At 69.6% G+C, this 12,890-nt stretch carries 16 protein-coding genes and 1 pseudogene; 6 read left to right on the top strand and 11 right to left on the bottom strand.

The genetic code is table 11. From position 1 onward, the window contains the following. Window positions 1–363 (bottom strand): annotated as a pseudogene (locus tag P3L51_RS14335) (hypothetical protein); the annotation flags it as partial. Between the two features lie 10 nt (window positions 364–373). Next, on the bottom strand, window positions 374–628 hold the full coding sequence (locus P3L51_RS14330; RefSeq protein ID WP_354605573.1) for a MoaD/ThiS family protein: 255 nt from the start codon (window positions 626–628) through the stop codon (window positions 374–376). Window positions 629–1,028: 400 nt separating this feature from the next. On the opposite strand from P3L51_RS14330, the gene P3L51_RS14325 reads away from it, so the two are divergent. The 5 genes from P3L51_RS14325 to P3L51_RS14305 all read left to right on the top strand — a co-directional run bounded on the left by P3L51_RS14325 (window position 1,029) and on the right by P3L51_RS14305 (window position 6,473). After that, window positions 1,029–1,868 carry a winged helix-turn-helix transcriptional regulator gene (locus P3L51_RS14325; RefSeq protein ID WP_354605572.1) on the top strand — a complete coding sequence of 280 codons (840 nt, stop codon included), beginning with the start codon at window positions 1,029–1,031 and terminating at the stop codon, window positions 1,866–1,868. A 24-nt stretch (window positions 1,869–1,892) separates the two neighbouring features. Further along, entirely contained in the window at window positions 1,893–2,915 is a 1,023-nt protein-coding gene (locus P3L51_RS14320) for a LacI family DNA-binding transcriptional regulator (RefSeq protein ID WP_354605571.1), read from the top strand. Window positions 2,916–3,094: 179 nt separating this feature from the next. After that, window positions 3,095–4,168, top strand: coding sequence for a S1C family serine protease (locus tag P3L51_RS14315; RefSeq protein ID WP_354605570.1), 1,074 nt, complete (start codon window positions 3,095–3,097; stop codon window positions 4,166–4,168). 128 nt (window positions 4,169–4,296) lie between these two features. Beyond that, a complete protein-coding gene (locus P3L51_RS14310; protein WP_354605569.1) occupies window positions 4,297–5,055 on the top strand; it encodes a response regulator transcription factor in 759 nt (252 codons plus the stop codon). Next, window positions 5,052–6,473, top strand: coding sequence for a sensor histidine kinase (locus P3L51_RS14305; RefSeq protein WP_354605568.1), 1,422 nt, complete (start codon window positions 5,052–5,054; stop codon window positions 6,471–6,473). Before P3L51_RS14310 ends, P3L51_RS14305 begins: the two co-directional genes overlap by 4 nt. Window positions 6,474–6,549: 76 nt before the next feature. On the opposite strand, the gene P3L51_RS14300 is transcribed toward P3L51_RS14305, so the two are convergent. The 9 genes from P3L51_RS14300 to P3L51_RS14260 form a co-directional block, all read right to left on the bottom strand. Further along, on the bottom strand, window positions 6,550–7,488 hold the full coding sequence (locus tag P3L51_RS14300) for a phosphatidylinositol-specific phospholipase C (RefSeq protein ID WP_354605567.1): 939 nt from the start codon (window positions 7,486–7,488) through the stop codon (window positions 6,550–6,552). Window positions 7,489–7,608: 120 nt separating this feature from the next. Beyond that, window positions 7,609–7,848 carry a helix-turn-helix domain-containing protein gene (locus P3L51_RS14295; protein WP_354605566.1) on the bottom strand — a complete coding sequence of 80 codons (240 nt, stop codon included), beginning with the start codon at window positions 7,846–7,848 and terminating at the stop codon, window positions 7,609–7,611. Beyond that, a complete protein-coding gene (locus P3L51_RS14290) occupies window positions 7,848–8,432 on the bottom strand; it encodes a DUF2975 domain-containing protein (RefSeq protein WP_354605565.1) in 585 nt (194 codons plus the stop codon). Before P3L51_RS14290 ends, P3L51_RS14295 begins: the two co-directional genes overlap by 1 nt. A gap of 97 nt (window positions 8,433–8,529) precedes the next feature. Beyond that, entirely contained in the window at window positions 8,530–9,495 is a 966-nt protein-coding gene (locus tag P3L51_RS14285; protein ID WP_354605564.1) for an alpha/beta fold hydrolase, read from the bottom strand. Between the two features lie 295 nt (window positions 9,496–9,790). Next, on the bottom strand, window positions 9,791–9,982 hold the full coding sequence (locus tag P3L51_RS14280) for a hypothetical protein (protein ID WP_354605563.1): 192 nt from the start codon (window positions 9,980–9,982) through the stop codon (window positions 9,791–9,793). Window positions 9,983–10,146: 164 nt separating this feature from the next. Continuing rightward, window positions 10,147–10,503 carry a hypothetical protein gene (locus P3L51_RS14275; protein WP_354605562.1) on the bottom strand — a complete coding sequence of 119 codons (357 nt, stop codon included), beginning with the start codon at window positions 10,501–10,503 and terminating at the stop codon, window positions 10,147–10,149. A 244-nt stretch (window positions 10,504–10,747) separates the two neighbouring features. Beyond that, entirely contained in the window at window positions 10,748–10,942 is a 195-nt protein-coding gene (locus P3L51_RS14270; protein WP_354605561.1) for a DUF397 domain-containing protein, read from the bottom strand. A gap of 170 nt (window positions 10,943–11,112) precedes the next feature. After that, window positions 11,113–11,307, bottom strand: coding sequence for a DUF397 domain-containing protein (locus P3L51_RS14265; protein ID WP_354605560.1), 195 nt, complete (start codon window positions 11,305–11,307; stop codon window positions 11,113–11,115). Between the two features lie 13 nt (window positions 11,308–11,320). Then, a complete protein-coding gene (locus P3L51_RS14260) occupies window positions 11,321–12,172 on the bottom strand; it encodes a Scr1 family TA system antitoxin-like transcriptional regulator (RefSeq protein WP_354605559.1) in 852 nt (283 codons plus the stop codon). A gap of 198 nt (window positions 12,173–12,370) precedes the next feature. Here P3L51_RS14260 and P3L51_RS14255 point away from each other — a divergent pair, with 198 nt between their 5' ends. Next, on the top strand, window positions 12,371–12,835 hold the full coding sequence (locus P3L51_RS14255; protein WP_354605558.1) for an ATP-binding protein: 465 nt from the start codon (window positions 12,371–12,373) through the stop codon (window positions 12,833–12,835). Window positions 12,836–12,890 lie beyond the last annotated feature (55 nt).

The following is a 12,890-nucleotide window of genomic DNA, read 5'->3' as shown; positions in this document are numbered from 1 at the left end:
CGGCGCCTGTCCGGCGGCCGGGACCTCGGGCGGCAGCGGGTACGCGCCCGACTGCTGCGGCAGATAGGCCGTGTCGGCGGCGGCCTGGTGCGGGTTCGGCTGCTGGGGCTGCTGGGGCTGACGAGGCTGCTGGTACTGGACCTGCGGCTGGTACTGCGTGTCCCAGGTCTGGCCCTGCCAGGTCTGCGCGTCCTGATTGTTGGCGGGTTCCCGGTACGAGGGTTCCTGGTACGGCTGCTGGTAGGGGTCGTGCGCCTGGGCCGGTCCCGGTACGCCGTACTGCTGCCGCGCGTACTGCTCGGAGTCGTAACTCTGTCCGTATCCGCGGTTCGGATCATGCTGGTTGTACTGGTCGTCGCTCATGCTCTGCTGTTCACCCTCCTGCGAACGGCGGGAGCACTTCGACCGTGCCGCCCTCGGCAAGCCGTACGGTCTCATGCCCGCGGGTCCCCACGGGGTCACCGTCGACCAGGAACGAACACCTCTGGAGTACACGGACCAGCTCACCCGGGTGCTTCTCACGCGCCACGTCGAGCGCCTGAGCCAGATTCTCGGCCGTGTACGGCTCCTCGGCCAGGCCCGCCGCCGCCTTGGCCGCGGCCCAGTAGCGGATGGTTCCCGTTGCCATCGCGACTCCTTCCGCTAATTTCTCGGCAATATTCCCGTTGGATTCCGTCGGATTCCGTCGGCCCTCCATGATGGCCGATCCCCAGCCCCGCCACGGCATCGGCGCCCTTCGGGCCGCGCCCGGGATCGGGCCCGCGAGGAGATGACCCGCTGTCCGCACCCTCTGACACTGAGCATCTGTGGGTTATTCTGCTCCGGAAGAGGATCCGGGCAATGTAGCCCCCGGGTCCTTTTGCGCTTTCCGCCCCCAGGGCGCGGGACGGTCAGCGGTGCCACATACGCCCCCACTCCCTCCGGGTGTGGGAGGTGCCCCCTTGCAGGGACCGAGGAGGAACCGACGTAATGGGCGAGCCAATGACGCAGACACGTGAGAATTGTCCGACCCGGGCAGGTGGGCGGCGATGAGTTCTCTGCTGCTGCTCACGAACGCCCTCCAGCCGTCGACGGAGGTGCTGCCCGCTCTGGGACTGCTTCTGCACCACGTGCGGGTGGCCCCGGCCGAGGGTCCGGCCCTCGTCGACACTCCCGGTGCCGACGTCATACTGATCGACGGCCGGCGCGATCTGCCGCAGGTGCGGTCGCTGTGCCAGTTGCTGCGCTCCACCGGACCCGGCTGCCCGTTGGTCCTCGTGGTGACGGAGGGCGGCCTCGCCGCCGTCACCGCCGACTGGGGCATCGACGACGTCCTGCTCGACACCGCGGGCCCGGCCGAGGTCGAGGCGCGGTTGCGGCTGGCCACCGGACGCCAGCAGATCTCGACCGACGACTCGCCGATGGAGATCCGCAACGGTGATCTCTCGGTGGACGAGGCGACCTACAGCGCGAAGCTGAAGGGCCGGGTCCTGGACCTGACCTTCAAGGAGTTCGAGCTGATCAAGTACCTGGCGCAGCACCCCGGCCGGGTCTTCACCCGGGCGCAGCTGCTCCAAGAGGTATGGGGTTACGACTACTTCGGCGGTACGCGGACGGTCGACGTGCACGTACGGCGGCTGCGCGCGAAGCTCGGCCCCGAGCACGAGTCGCTGATCGGGACGGTCCGCAACGTCGGTTACCGCTTCGTCACGCCGGAGAAGGTCGAGCGCGCGGCGGAGGAGGCGAAGGCGAAAGCCGTCGCCGAGGCCACCGCCAAGGCGAAGGCGGCGGGGTCCGCGGGGCCCGCGGACGGCGCCGATGACGACACGACTCACTCGGCCGACACGACCGAGGTGCGAGAAGGAGCCGTACGGCCTGCCGGGCGGTAGGTCACCACGCGTAGACTGCCGCGCGTGGCCAAGGTGACGCGGGACGACGTGGCACGACTGGCGGGGACTTCGACCGCGGTCGTCAGCTATGTCATCAACAACGGACCGAGGCCGGTCGCCCCGGCCACGCGCGAGCGTGTACTCGCCGCGATCAAGGAGCTGGGCTACCGGCCCGACCGGGTCGCGCAGGCTATGGCCTCGCGGCGGACCGACCTCATAGGGGTCGTCGTGCCCGACGCGCGGCAGCCGTTCTTCGCGGAGATGGCGCACGCGGTCGAGCAGGCCGCCGCCGAGCGCGGGAAAATGGTGCTCGTCGGCAACTCCGACTACCGCAACGAGCGCGAGGTCCACTATCTGCGGGCCTTCCTCGGTATGCGGGTCTCCGGGCTGATCCTGGTCAGCCAGGGCCCGAGCGAGCGGGCGGCGGCGGAGATAGAGGCGTGGGACGCCCGCGTCGTACTGCTCCACGAGCGGCCCGAGGGCATCGACGACGTCGCCGTCGTCACCGACGACATCGGGGGCGCGCAGCTCGCCACCCGGCATCTGCTGGAGCACGGCCATCCGTACGTGGCGTGCCTGGGCGGCGTCGAGTCGACGCCGGTCGTCGGTGACCCGGTGACCGACCACGTCGAGGGCTGGCGGCGGGCGATGCGGGAGGCCGGGCTCTCGACGGAGGGGCGGCTGTTCAAGGCGCTCTACAACCGGTACGACGCGTACAACGTCGCGCTGAAGCTGCTGGCCGGGCCCGACCGGCCCCCGGCGATCTTCTGCTCGACCGACGACCAGGCGATCGGCGTGCTGCGGGCGGCGCGCGAGCTGCGGATCGACGTCCCGGGCGAGCTGGCGGTGGCCGGCTTCGACGACGTCAAGGAGGCGGGTCTCACGGACCCGCCGCTGACGACGGTCTCCTCGGACCGCCCGGCGATGGCGCGGGCGGCGGTGGACCTGGTGCTGGACGACGGGCTGCGGGTGGCGGGGTCGCGCAGGGAACGGGTGAAGCAGTTCCCGTCGGCGCTGATCGTGCGGCGCTCGTGCGGCTGCTCCTGATCCCGGGCTCCTGATCCCGGGCTCCTCATCGTGCTCCTGGTCCCGTGAAGTCCTGATCTTGTCCTGAGCGTCTGGAGGCGGCCCTGCGGGGCCGCCTTTATATGGGACATACACGGTTCTGTCGGGCTTCTCACAACGTCTTCAGACTGCTCTCATCCAGCGGGCGGATTGTCGAAGACATGACCGACACCTACCGCGGCGGCGGCGACGAAGACGCGAACCAGCAGCAGGACACCGGCAGCGGCGAGGCATACCCGCCGCAGCCCCCGTACGCCCCCGCCCCCGGCGTCCACCACGCTCAGCCGGGGCACGCGACCTGGGGCTGGGGCGCCGCCGCCCCGGCGCACACGCCCGCTCACGCCCGGCGCGCCAGGCGGCCCGTCGCGCTGCTCGCCGCCGCCGCGTTCGTCGCGGCCGTCGTCGGGGGCGGTACGGCGGCGCTGACCGCGTCGCTGACGGACAACGACACCGCCACCGGTGCGAGCGCCGTCACCGGTACGACCGTCTCGCAGAGCAGCAAGGGCACGGTCGCGGGAGTGGCGGCGGCCGTGTCCCCCGCCATCGTGGAGATCCAGGCGTCGACCGGCTCCGGGCAGTCGACCGGCTCCGGTGTGGTCATCACCAGCGACGGCGAGATCATCACCAACAACCACGTCATCGCGGGCGCCCAGACGGTGAAGGTGCAGCTCAGCACCGGCAAGACGTACACCGCGGACGTCGTGGGCACCAGCCCGGACAAGGACCTCGCCCTGATCAAGCTCCAGGGCGCGAGCGGCCTCAAGACGGCGGCCCTCGGCAACTCCGACAACGTGAGGGTCGGCGACGAGGTCGTGGCGATCGGCTCGCCCGAGGGGCTGACCGGCACCGTGACCAGCGGCATCGTCTCCGCGCTCGACCGGGACGTCACCGTGTCGAAGGACGAGGGGCAGGGCCGGCAGCAACAGCAGCAGGGTGGTGGCGACGGCCAGTGGCCGTTCGAGTTCGGCGGTCAGCAGTTCAACGGCGACACGGGCTCCTCCACGACCACGTACAAGGCGATCCAGACCGACGCCTCGCTCAACCCGGGCAACTCCGGCGGCGCGCTGATCAACATGAACGGCGAGATCATCGGCATCAACTCGGCCATGTTCTCGGCGAGCGGTTCGAGCGGCGGCGACAGCTCGTCGGCCGGCAGCGTCGGCCTCGGCTTCTCCATCCCGGTCAACACCGTCAAGGCCGACCTGAGCGAGCTGCGCGCCGGGAACAGCGACTAGGAACACGCCTGACGTGCGAGGCTGAAGTGTCAGAGACCCCAGTGCCGGTCCCGGTCCTGATCCCGGTCCTGATCCCGGTCCTGATCCCCGTCCCGGTTTCCGAAGCCGTTCAGAGAAAGAGCGACGACATGAGCCCCGCCGAAGGCGATCCGCAACGCGTCCTGATCGTCGACGACGAGCCCGCCGTCCGCGAGGCGCTGCAACGCAGTCTCGCCTTCGACGGGTACGGGACCGAGGTCGCCGTCGACGGTATCGACGCGCTCACCAAGGCCGCCGCCTACCAGCCCGACCTGATCGTGCTCGACATCCAGATGCCGCGCATGGACGGGCTGACGGCGGCCCGCCGGCTGCGCGCCACCGGATCGACCGTGCCGATCCTGATGCTCACGGCGCGCGACACCGTCGGCGACCGGGTCACCGGGCTCGACGCGGGCGCCGACGACTACCTGGTGAAGCCCTTCGAGCTGGACGAGCTGTTCGCCCGGATCCGCGCGCTGCTGCGGCGCAGTTCGTACGCGGGCACGGCGGGCGGCGAGCTGCCGGAGAACGACGTCCTGGCCTTCGCCGATCTGCGGATGGACCTGGCGACGCGTGAGGTCACCCGGGGCACCCGCCGGGTGGAGCTGACCCGTACCGAATTCACCCTCCTTGAAATGTTTATGGCGCACCCGCGTCAGGTGCTGACGCGTGAGCAGATCCTGAAGGCCGTCTGGGGCTTCGACTTCGAGCCCAGCTCCAACTCGCTGGACGTGTACGTGATGTATCTGCGGCGCAAGACGGAGAGCGGCGGGGAGCCGCGGCTGGTGCACACGGTGCGCGGGGTGGGTTACGCGCTGCGCGCCGAGGGCGGGCCGGGCGGCGGCCCGGTCACCGGCGGCGCCGAGTGACCTCGCTCGCCCGGCGGCTGCGTACGCTGCCCCTCCGCTCCCGCCTCGCGATGCTCGTCGCCACCGCGGTCGCCGTGGCCGTGGCGGCGGCGGCCGTCGCCTGCTGGCTGCTGACCCGCGCCCAGTTGGAGTCGGAGCTGGACAACTCGCTCCGCAACACCTCGGCGCCGCCCGGCCTCGTGCAGGACCTGCTGGCCCGGTGCACGCTGGGCGAGACTCCCCCGGACACCGTCACCCCGGGGTTCGCGTACATCCAGATCGTCGGGAGCGACGGCAGCCGGTGCGTGGAGTCCTCCTCGAAGCCGGTGAAGATCCAGTCCTCGGACATCGCCGTCGCGAGCGGGACGGAGCCCAGCGCCCTGCACAGCTCCACCACCGATGACGGCGCCCCGGTGCGGGTCCACACCACGCCGGGCCGCATCGGTCCGCGCGGCGAGAGTTTCGCCGTCTCCATCTCCCGCCCCCTCGGCGAGATCGACGCCTCGCTGAACCGGCTCGCCCTGCTGCTGACCGCCGTCGCCGGCGCCGGTGTCATCGGGGCGGGCGCCGCCGGGCTCTGGATCGCCAGGACCGGTCTGCGGCCGGTCGACGGTCTGACCCGCGCGGTCGAGCACGTGGCACGGACCGAGGATCTGAGCCTGCGCATCCCGGCCGAGGGCGAGGACGAGATCGCCCGCCTGTCCCGCTCCTTCAACTCCATGACGGCGGCGCTCGCCTCCTCACGCGACCGCCAGGCGCAGCTCATCGCCGACGCGGGCCACGAGCTCCGTACGCCGCTGACCTCGCTGCGTACGAACGTCGAACTGCTCGCCCGCAGCGAGGAGACCGGCCGCGCGATCCCGCCGCGGGACCGTACGGCGCTGATGGCGTCGGTGAAGGCGCAGATGACGGAGCTGGCCTCGCTGATCGGAGACCTCCAGGAGCTGTCCAGGCCGGACGCCCCCGACCCGGGCCCGCTCCAGGTCGTCGCGCTGCACACGATCGTGGAGAGCGCCCTGGAACGCGCCCGTCTGCGCGGGCCGGACCTGACGATAGAGGTGACGCTGCGCCCCTGGTACGTACGGGCCGAACCGGCCGCGCTGGAAAGGGCGTTGGTCAACGTCCTCGACAACGCGGTGAAGTTCAGCCCGCCGGGCGCGACCATCGAGGTCGCGCTCAGCACCCAGGGCGAGTTGACGGTACGGGACCACGGCCCCGGCATCCCGCCGGAGGAACTCCCGCACGTCTTCGAGCGCTTCTGGCGCTCCCCGTCGGCCCGCGCGCTGCCGGGCTCGGGCCTGGGCCTGTCGATCGTGGCGCGCACGGTGCAGCAGACGGGCGGCGAGATCGCGCTGCGCCCGGCGGCGGGCGGCGGCACGGTGGCGGCGATCCGTATCCCGGGCGCGGCGACCCCGCCGCCGGGCCAGACCGACGCGTAGCCGACGGGCCGCCCGGGCGGCCCGTCGGCCGGAGCCCCTGGTGCCGGCCCCGGCCGAGTGGGTGCCGTGCGCGGACTCAGCCGTTGTGCCGGATCAGGGAATCCACCAGCCCGCCCCTGGTCTCCGGGAAGTCCAGCGGCACGATGCCCAGCCCGCGCCAGCCGGCGCCGGCCGACCCGTCGAGCAGCGTGTGCACCTGCGGGTTCAGCCGGTCGGAGTTCCAGCGGGGCGGCAGCAGCGCGGCCGTACTGACGAAGTTGATGAACTGCTTGCCCGGCTGCGTCGCGGCCTTACGGAAGTGCGCCTCGATCTTGGGGTACTTGGCGCCGGGCTCGGCCTGGTAGTCGTCCTGGATGTCGAACAGCCCGCCGTCGCCGTACCGCACTCCCGGCAGCCCGCCGTTGTCCGCGAGCAGCACGACCTTGCCGCGCGCCTGACCGAGCGTGGGCAGGTTGCTGTCGAGCCGGAAGAGGGAACGCCAGCCCTTCCCGTCCAGGTACGTGTCGAAGATCCGCCGGAACTCCGCGTCGTTCACCGACGAGTACTCCTGCTTGACGCGCATCAGCACGGTCTCGGAGGGGTGCGCCTGGAGGAAGTTGCGGCACGCGGTCAGGACGTCGTCGAAGTTGAGATTCTGGTAGTACGCGGCGTGGTGGATCGGGAACGCGTTCTCGAACGCCCGGCACCGCACGTCCAGGAACCGGACGCCGGTGTTCAACTGCTCGGCGATGGTGGTCCCTTGGCAGGCGACGTACAGACCACCGCTGCGGGCACCGGAGTTGTGGGTGCCGGGGAGGGTCAGGCTCTGTACGGGGGTGGAGTCGCCGAATCCGGAGAGCCAGTCGGAGGGGGCGAGTGCGCGCCGGGCCTTCGCGCGGGCGGTGTCGGATGCGACCGCCGTGGCGGCGCCCGTACCGACAAGGGCGGTGGCGGAGACGGCGAGAGCGCCGGCGAGTATTCCTCGGCGGCCAAGTCCAGTACTGGTGGGGGAAGTTGTACCTCTGTCTGTGACCATGAGCCGAATTATGTCGTGCACGCATCACACGGAACAGGGCCCATCGCGACGGTGCGCCGAGTGTTCTCGGCCTATCGGCGCACCGCGACCGGCCGCATGAGAGGTACGCCCGGGCACCGCTTAGGGCGTGTCCCGCGCGGCGGGGTCGTGAGTGATCAGGTCCCCCGGCTGGCACCGGAGGACGTCGCAGATCCTCGACAGGGTCGAGAAGCGGATGGCCTTGGCCCGGCCGTTCTTGAGCACGGACAGGTTGACGACGGTGATGCCCACCTGCGCGGACAGCTCGGTGAGCGTCATGCCGCGCTCGGCGAGGATCCGGTCGAGATGGATTCTGATCGCGTGAAGTTCCTCTTCCGGCATCAGATGGTCCCTTCGAGATCCTCTCGCATGCGCACGCCCTCGCCCATGATCCTCCCCATGATCACTGCCGCGAGGCCGGCCAGGACGAGCACCATCGGTCCGGAGACCGTCGGTCCGGAACCCACGATCGGCGCCATGCTTCCGACGAGCCAGGACTGCGACCAACCGACGACGAGGCCGGTCAGCGGCGTACCCAGCGCGACGGACCAGCCGAGGACGGTGAGCCGTCGCGACACCGCGTCGGTGAACGGCCCCTGTTCCAGAACGGCTTTCAGCAGCCGGGAGAAGAGCAGCAGCGCGAGGGAGCCGAACAGCAGCCAGGGCAGTTCGCCCCCGAGGTCGCCGGCCCGCTGCCCCACGGAGGGGCTGTTCTGACAGAGGGTCGCGGCGCTGCTGGACGCTTCCACGCCCTTGCCGACCGGCAGTCCGCCCTCAAGCGTGGCGTTGGCCCAGAAGCCCGTCCGCACGCAGACCGCACCGTCGTCGAGCATGTGCGTGACCCCGGTGCCTATGAAGGCCAGCCCGCAGAGCACCGCCAGTCCAAAGGTCACCGAGGCCAGGGTCCTCGTGAGTCGCGTGTTCATCGCACCCCTCCCTATCGATTTTCGATATGGCCAACACTAGAGGACCATATCGATATTCGACAAGTCCGGGCGGGGTGCCGGTGATTGCGTCCCGTGGTCAGCGCTGCCTGGCGAGCAGGTCCGCGATCTCCTTGAGCACGAGGTCGGGCCGGTCCTTCGGCACCTCATGAGAACTGCCCTCGGCGGTGACGAGCGTGCGGTCGGGCCCGCCCTTGACGAACGAAGCGGCGGCGTCACGCCAGCGCCGGGAGTCCACGGGGGACCCGTCGAACGGGGTCTTCGCCGAAACTATGACCGTCGCCGGGACGGAGTCCGGCCAAGTGACCTTGTGGAACGCCCGGTGCGCCGGGACGAAGCCCTCCGCGGTGGAGATGAGCTGGCGGTTCTCCGCTTTGTCCGGGTCCTTCTTCGCCGCGTCGACCTGCGGCCGGCTCGCGGCCACGAGACGGGGAATCTCCTCGTCGGTGAAGAACGGGGGGAGGTTGGCGTCGACCAGGACCGCGCCGGAGAGCATCTTCGCGTTGTCCCTGGCGAAGTAGTTCGCGACCTCACCGGCCTGGGAGTGGGAGACCAGGGTCACGCTCTCGGTGACACCCAGTTGCTCAAGCCCCGCCTTGAGGTCACTGACAGCGCTCTCGACCTTCCACGGACCGGGCACCACGTCACTCTTGCCGAGACCGGCCCGGTCGTACGTGATGACGGTGGCGCCGGTGTCCGCGTGGATCTTGGGGGCGAGGTCCTTCCACTGCGAGGAGTCCTCGCCGCCGCCCGAGTCCAGGACGATCGTGCGGCCGTTGCCTTGTGTGACATGGAAGGCCAACCGGCGACCGTCATTGGTGATCATGCGCAGCTTCGATACGCCCGACCGGCCGGCTCCCGGTGAGGTGGACGACGTGGCCGAGGACGAGGGCGAGGACGAGGCAGCGTCCTCGGGGGCGGAGTCGTTGTCACCGCAGGCCGTGACGGCACCGGCGGTCAAGGTCAGCAGGGCGAGGGCCGACAGAACGCGGTAGGCGGACCGGTGCTTTCGGGGCGTGTGGGGGGTGGAGGGAGTGCGGGACATGAGTGATCCTTCGGCGGCTGAGGGTGCTGTTGTGCCTGTGGGTCCAATCATTCGGAGACACGGTTGATCACAGAATCCGGCTGGCACCTCTGTACGTGGTGTCGCTGATGCCAGCGAGCGCGCTGGGGTTAACCCCAGCAGAGCCCACCGAGCGATGTACGTCGTGAACGTGCTGATCACGGGGCCGGCGAGCTTGCGGCCCGATCAACAGGGCGCGGATCACGGCGAGTTCCCTGGAGTCCGCCGCCGTGGCGGACTCCAGGGCATTGCCGTCAGCGCGGACTACCGGGGGGAGCTACTTCCCGCCCCCACCGCTCGGGGCGGGGTCGCGCGGCGCCTCGGGGGGCATGGGGCCTCCGTCGTGCTTGCCGCCGTCGCCCTCGGCCGTAACCCAGGGCATGTCCTGCGAGTGCCGGAACGGAACGCCCCGCCACTCCTCGGCGTCCGGCGCGCGCGTCTCATACGTATCGACGGTCTGTGCGCTCATGCGCCGACCTCCTCTTTCGCGAAGGGTCACGCCGTCGTACCGTCGACGGCGTGACCGGTGAACCGCGAGGCTTGAGCCTCGCGGGTTGGCCATCCGCCCCGACCACTTGACCTGTCCAGGGTTCTCACCGGTCGGGGCGGACACTTGATGGGCCGTCGGGCCCGTCAGGCACAAGGGGACGCGGGGCTCACGTCGAGGACCGGATACGGGCGTACGGTCCACTCGATCCATCGCCCCTCACTGCTGAGCGAGAACCCGCACGGCTCCCCGCGATGCAGCGCCGCGACGGCCCCGAGGGACCCGCCGTACCCGGTCCACCGCAGCGCCCGATCCCGTTCGACGGGCACCAACGTGTCCATGAGCGCGCGCACATCGACACGGATCGCGCGGATGGCCTCGGCGGGGTTGGGCATCGAGCAGTGCGAGACGCGGGTGCGGCTGTCGGCGTCGAGCGTTTCGTACACGACCCGCTCGCACCAGAAGGCGGGGAGCGGCGAACCAGGTTGACGCGGTTGACGCATGCCGGGACCTCCTCGGTACGGCGCGGTGGCCGCCCCCTGCTCGTGGCCGGCGTGACGAGCGGCGAGCAGGGGGCAGCCCTTCGAACCGCTCCCAACTGGCGCAGAAGTGAGGAGCGACGCCTCGAAGTTAGCGTTTGCTGTGCGCGCGTATCAAGTGTTTACCCTCTAACGAGTGATACGGAAACGACCAACGGGCGGCCCCACCTGCGCCGGTGGGAACCGCCCGTCGTGAACGCGCCTCGCCTCAGGCGAGGTTGTCGAACTCGCCTTCCTTGGCACCATCGAGGAACGCACGAAGCTTGACCCGGGAAGTGCGGATGACCACGCCGGGGTTGTCGCTCTCACGCATCAAGATCTCGCCGTCGTGCTCGGCCAGTTCGAGGCAGTTGTTGCCGTCAGGGCCGGACGACTTCGTCGACTTACGCCACTGAATGCCCATGGTTCTCACGCCTTCACACTTGATGTGCGCGGATGAGTGCGGTGAACGCTCGGGACCGAGCGTCTCGCACATGACCCGCTCACGCCAGAAGGCGGCGATCGGTTGAAGAAGCACCAACGGGCGGCCCCACCTGCGCCGGTGGGAACCGCCCGTCGTGAACGCGCCTTACCTCAGGCGAGGTTGTCGAACTCGCCTTCCTTGGCACCATCGAGGAACGCACGAAGCTTGGCCCGGGAGGTACGGATGACCACGCCGGGGTTGTCGCTCTCACGCATCAAGATCTCGCCGTCGTGCTCGGCCAGTTCAAGGCAGTTGTTGCCCTCTGCGGTTGTCGATTTCGACGACTTACGCCACTGAATGTCCATGGTTCTCACGCCTTCATAGTTGCTGTGCGATTGCGCGGATGAAGTCCCGTGAACGCTCGGGATCGAGCGAACGCTCCTCGGTCCGGTCAAGTGCTGCGCGGTAGTTCACGAGATGCGTCTCAGCATCCAGGAACGCGGGCCCGGTCGTCGTGTCCGTCTGCACGGTGTCGAGCTGCGGGACAGGGCCGAAGACGTATTGCGTCGAACCACCGGTGTCCACAAACCCTCCAGCCGCAAACGGGATGACCCGGACGGTGACGTTGTCACGCTCGGACTCCTTCAACAGGTAGTCGAGCTGGCCGCGCGCCACCGCAGAGCCACCGAAGGTCATCCGCAGTGCGGCTTCGTGAATCAGAAACATGAAGTCAGGGGGATTCGTCCTGTCCAGGACATCACGTCGCTTCAAACGGTGCGAGAGCTGACGTCGCTGCCTGGTGACGCTCGGCGGAGGTACCGCTTCGGCGAGCACGGCACGTACGTATTCCTCGTTCTGCAACAGCCCAGGCATGTAGAGCATCTGCACGCACCGAATACCCACCGCGTGGTGCTCCAACTCGGCCAGATCCAGCGCACCGCTCGCGAGATCCCCGCGATAGTCCTCCCACCAACCCGTGATGCGCTCCGCCGCCATACCGGCCAGCGCGTCCACGTACGCGGCGTCCGGACACGCGTAGTGGCCGGCCCAGGTCCGCACCCGTTCCGGGCTCACGCCGAAGCGGCCCGATTCGGTGTTGCTGATGGTGGTGCGGTCCGTGCCCAGCACTTCCGCGGCCTGGGTCATGGAAAGGCCGGTGTGCTCCCGGATCTTGCGTAGCTCGGTACCCAAGCGGCGCTGTCGTGCCGTGAGTGCCTTCCTCGGTGCCATCGGCCTCTCCTCTTGTCGGGGCTCAGTCTGGCCTGCCAGCCTCACCACAATCCACTTGGTTACCCATAATATCCAGTCAGGTACCACGCGTTATGGATACAGGCTACTGTCCTCTCAGCACCGCGCCACGCGTCAGCGGCTCGAAGTGCCGCCGCGCAAGCGCGCCCAAGTCCGGACCCCACGTTGGGAGACGACGACATGACGCCTGCCACCCTCACCCCAACTCCCGTACCACCCCCGCCCCCTCACGGCGGTGAGACCTACCGACTCGCCGTGCCCAACACGGCCTCCGCGCCGAAGATCGCGCGAGAATTCCTCGGCACGCTCCTCCGCGTCAGCAGGCACGACGCCCTCGCCGACGACGCCCGCCTCTGCGTAACCGAGCTGGTCACGAACGCGCACCGGCATACACGAACCCACCGGATCGGGGTGACCGTCGCCGTCAACCGGAAGCGGATCACCGTGTACGTGACGGACGACGCGCCCTGGTCCCTGCCCGTACCCAGCACCACCCCCAGGGAGCACGAACTCGGCTGCGGCCAGGGCGTGTTCCTGCTGGACCGCGTCGCCGAGGCGTGGGGGGCGACCATCTACGGGGGCCTCTCCCCCAGCCACAAGGCCGTCTGGTTCACCCTCGCGCGAGCGGGGACGGCCCCCGCGTAATGGTCATGGAACTCACCGGCCCGTACGGGGACTTCGTCCTCATCGCCATCGTCCT

Origin of the sequence: Streptomyces panacea (genome assembly GCF_040560175.1) — a bacterium.
Classification (GTDB): domain Bacteria; phylum Actinomycetota; class Actinomycetes; order Streptomycetales; family Streptomycetaceae; genus Streptomyces; species Streptomyces panacea.
This window is presented reverse-complemented; position numbering and strand designations above follow the sequence as displayed.